We start from the raw sequence: 3,603 nt of genomic DNA, 5'->3' as shown, positions 1-3,603 counted from the left end.
CCGAAAAAGTGTACAAAAATAGAGTGCCGGAAATATTGGTGTGAAAGACACACCGAGAAAAACTTGACACATACGAACAAGTCCATCGTATGGGAAATCTGTCCGTCATTGCTTATAATAAGAAAAATGAAAGCGAGCCAATAGGCTTTGATAAAAACTTTTCCCCAACCTGTTTTCGGGAGCATACCTATCGATATGATAGCTTTGACACCAAATACGAAACATTGAAATATACAAGACCAAAAGAGTACAGTGACTGTCCTTTAGCTAATGAAGGCATCTGTCATAAGGTTTATAAAGTGAAAATCACTACAGACCTTAGGAGATATACAGCGCCAGCCCGTGGTTCTGAAGCTTGGAAAAAACTGTTTAAACGCCGTTCGGCTGTAGAACGAGTTAATGCCTATCTCAAGGAATTCTTTCAACTTAACAATGTCCGCTATCGTACCGGAAAACGCGCAAAAGTTCACTTTGACATCGTGACGCTTATTTATAATGCTTCAAAATTAGCTGTAGACCGTATTAATGTATTATTAAATCAACAACAAGCCGCTTAAATAGAAATTTTTAAAAATGCATTTTTAAAATTCTGCAGGTCTTTGTGTTTTTAAAAAGAGCAATTATGAAATTAATTCAATTGATTTCCAATACTTTTGAACAAAAAAAGTTGTTCCAACAAATATTAATAATCCGCATAATTTAAAAATGAACTTAGTTATAAATGCTGCGCCATCGTTTTCAATAGCATATAAAGTAGCTCCAATAATAATTCCCACCAAGCCCAGTAATAAAACTAAGAAAGTTTTCATTTTGGCTATTAGCCTCCCCAAATTTAAAATAATGTAAAAAACTCGAAGGAATAGCACTATAATATAAAGATCAACATCATTTATACCTATTTTTGTTGTATTCTATAGCTTTCTCGTGAGCATCCTCAATGGACAATCGATAAAAGTCTGGTTCTTCGGATTGTTTTGTTTTAGTCACAGAATAAATAGAATCCGATTTTTGTTCCATTTCGTAATTCAGAATACGAATGCTTTCCCATACCTTATTCTCATAAGGTCTATCCCCGGGAAACGGAATAGGGTGATATCCTCTATAAGGTTCAAGTTGTACCTTCTGATAATTGCCTTTTTCTTTGTCGTACCTTTTTACGGTATAGGTTTTTCCTCCATTGAATTGTATAATGTCACCGATACCAATTACTTCAAATTTTTTCCTCCTTTGCAAGTTACTTTTAAACTTACGAAACACATTACTCACCCTTTCTTACTCTATTCATCACTTGTACGATAATACTGCCAGTTGATTGGATAAGGTTGCTTTTTTTGCGTTCTATTTGCTGTATTAAAACACCATATAATTGAATTTTAAAATCTTATACATTGACATTGGTTGTTCTTTTACTCTGAACGTACGCTCCGAAGAACAATCCCCCAAAAATAGATGTAATTGAAACAAATAGCAATTCCATCAGTGAGTAGTCCCAACTAATTGAACTAATGAAAAAAGTAACCAAGAGTTTAAATATATAATAGTTAATTGCTAATGGAATAGATATGATAAGACCAAATAATAGAACAAATTTAAATCTATCTGGTTGTTTTCGCATCTTTATCCTCTCAATCTTTATAAGCTATTTTTATCCCTCATATTAAGTACAATTAAACCTTCAAAAATGTTTCATTAACAAACAGACCTTCCAGTTACTAAAATAATCATCGTCACTTACTTTAGTAATGCGCCCGTTACTTGAACAAGATTCTTTTTGTACAACATAAACATTAACGTATTTAACTACTCGTATTCGCCTGTTTGTAATCCATAAATAAGAATACAGCAAAAAGAATAAGTTGAATAAGACCAAAGGAATCCAAGAATGCTGTAAGAACAACTTCACCTTGAACGAATACTCTTGTCACAAATAAAACCAATGAATGTAGCACCATAATATAGATAAGATTTCTAAACTTATATTTTTTTATAATGAAGTATAACATCATACAGACGGCCAATACCGTAACAATTAACATAAATGTTTCACTATAATTCAAACACAAACACCTCCATCTCTTTCCTACAAAAATACGCTTTGAATTAGCGTAATGGTTGTAACTAATGCAGATAAAGATCCTGCAGACAGTAAGGTTATCATTTTCCACCAGTTTATCTCTTTAGAAGGTTTTTCAGCCTCTCGAGTCACCGTAATCCATATAGCCATAGATACTATTACTAAGATGAAAGTAACTTCTTTAGACATATTTGACTCCTCCATCATTTATATTAATCTCCGTACCTTATGTACGAATTAGAAAAATTAAAGTTTCACTATTAAAGTAATGAACAAATTAGCTTAACAATCACTTTTCATATATTGGCATTATATTTTGTAAAATAGGCACCTATAATCAACAAAATTATGAAATAGACCAATTCAATAATCCCATAATATTGCTTGTTTAAGGAATTACGGCATTATAACACACCTTTCTAAAAAATATCCATGACCTAATTAACGTATATAAAATGACTTGTCAAGCTATTTTATATAAAACTAAATAAATCATCTGTTTTAAATTTTAGGTATAGTGCATCGCCTTACAAATTATGTTATTGTATGCAGGTAAGAATCGTTAGAGGGGGAATTACATGCTAAAGGTTATAGCCGCTTTCTTAGCTCCTTTCGTATTATCTTTCTTTTTTATTCTATATAATCTGCTAGGCATGATATTAAGTAATGATCCACTAACCTTTTCTTTCGGAGGGTTCTCTTTCGTTTATATTTTTGCATTACCAGCTTTTCTTTTCATTGCAGTACCAGCTTCCTTTATAATTGAACGTGTTAATAAGGGTGTAAGATGGTTAAATTACATATTAGCAGGAATTATCGGTGGAGGAATTGTAATTTTTATCAATACAGTTAATAGTAATCAAGACTTTGTATATACCCCTGATGCCATAGTTGCATACATGTTAGCAGGCTTTTCTTTCTACCTAACAATCTTGATTTTAGAAATATTAGAGCAGAAGTTTCAAAATAATGAAGATAATTGATGACATTAAGCGGCAAGTTTTGTCTGACAGTATTTAACTTTGTTTAAATCAAAAAATATTCATCTAAATTGATCAAAGTTTTAAGATGCCCTGTCTAGGTTACATAGGAACAAAAAGCCTAAAATGAGCAAGGGATAATCTCTTCAGCCATTTCGGGCTTATTAACGCTCAAAATAGTTTAAATCTGATTTAATAATGTATTCCCTTATTAGAAAACACATTTATTTCATATTGTGCTAAATCATCTTTAGATAAATTATTTTCTAGGTATTTCTCAACTTTTGGTATATCATTTTTATCATAAACATCTACGGAAATCGCAGGTTCTCCCTCACTAGATTCCCCAAATCCACCAATTTGGGTACTTTGCACTTTATATTTATCCCATACAGAATCAACTACCCCATCTACACTGTATGGCTCTTTCTGTGCAAACCCGATAAAAGTAAAAGCAGCAATAACACACATTAAAAGGTTGTACAATAAATGACGTTGGTGGGAAAAACTCACCTACGTCATTTTTGTGTTTATAAATAGAAAACAAGT

General features: G+C 31.9%; 7 protein-coding genes and 1 pseudogene. 2 read left to right on the top strand and 6 right to left on the bottom strand.

The features are described 5' to 3' along the window. Nucleotides 1-71: 71 nt before the first annotated feature. Nucleotides 72-557, top strand: a pseudogene (locus tag KM885_RS17545) (transposase); the annotation flags it as partial. 63 nt (nt 558-620) lie between these two features. On the opposite strand, the gene KM885_RS17540 reads toward KM885_RS17545, so the two are convergent. From KM885_RS17540 to KM885_RS17520, 5 genes are all read right to left on the bottom strand, one after another. Continuing rightward, entirely contained in the window at nt 621-809 is a 189-nt protein-coding gene (locus tag KM885_RS17540) for a hypothetical protein (protein ID WP_047184973.1), read from the bottom strand. A gap of 76 nt (nt 810-885) precedes the next feature. Then, a complete protein-coding gene (locus KM885_RS17535) occupies nt 886-1,266 on the bottom strand; it encodes a hypothetical protein (RefSeq protein WP_147266904.1) in 381 nt (126 codons plus the stop codon). A gap of 115 nt (nt 1,267-1,381) precedes the next feature. Further along, nucleotides 1,382-1,615, bottom strand: coding sequence for a hypothetical protein (locus tag KM885_RS17530; protein WP_047184971.1), 234 nt, complete (start codon nt 1,613-1,615; stop codon nt 1,382-1,384). Between the two features lie 181 nt (nt 1,616-1,796). After that, nucleotides 1,797-2,057, bottom strand: a complete 261-nt coding sequence (locus tag KM885_RS17525; RefSeq protein WP_047184970.1) for a hypothetical protein — start codon at nt 2,055-2,057, stop codon at nt 1,797-1,799. Between the two features lie 23 nt (nt 2,058-2,080). Continuing rightward, the gene (locus KM885_RS17520; protein ID WP_225344203.1) at nt 2,081-2,281 is read right to left on the bottom strand and encodes a hypothetical protein; all 201 of its coding nucleotides are present in this window, start codon (nt 2,279-2,281) and stop codon (nt 2,081-2,083) included. A 371-nt stretch (nt 2,282-2,652) separates the two neighbouring features. Between KM885_RS17520 and KM885_RS17515 the strand changes: the two genes are divergently transcribed. Further along, complete coding sequence (locus tag KM885_RS17515) at nt 2,653-3,057, top strand: hypothetical protein (protein ID WP_047184968.1); 405 nt, start codon at nt 2,653-2,655, stop codon at nt 3,055-3,057. Nucleotides 3,058-3,246: 189 nt separating this feature from the next. Here the strand turns inward: KM885_RS17515 and KM885_RS17510 are convergent, their stop codons facing one another. After that, nucleotides 3,247-3,567, bottom strand: a complete 321-nt coding sequence (locus tag KM885_RS17510) for a YolC/YozM family protein (RefSeq protein ID WP_216884335.1) — start codon at nt 3,565-3,567, stop codon at nt 3,247-3,249. Nucleotides 3,568-3,603 lie beyond the last annotated feature (36 nt).

Source organism: Oceanobacillus caeni, from assembly GCF_019037185.1.
Lineage (GTDB): Bacteria > Bacillota > Bacilli > Bacillales > Amphibacillaceae > Oceanobacillus > Oceanobacillus caeni.
This window is presented reverse-complemented; position numbering and strand designations above follow the sequence as displayed.

Excerpts from the sequence above, each read along its gene's own strand:
- KM885_RS17540 (WP_047184973.1), bottom strand. The coding sequence starts at position 809 with ATGAAAACTTTCTTAGTTTTATTACTGGGCTTGGTGGGAATTATTATT.
- KM885_RS17520 (WP_225344203.1), bottom strand. The coding sequence starts at position 2,281 with ATGATGGAGGAGTCAAATATGTCTAAAGAAGTTACTTTCATCTTAGTA.
- KM885_RS17515 (WP_047184968.1), top strand. The coding sequence starts at position 2,653 with ATGCTAAAGGTTATAGCCGCTTTCTTAGCTCCTTTCGTATTATCTTTC.
- KM885_RS17530 (WP_047184971.1), bottom strand. The coding sequence starts at position 1,615 with ATGCGAAAACAACCAGATAGATTTAAATTTGTTCTATTATTTGGTCTT.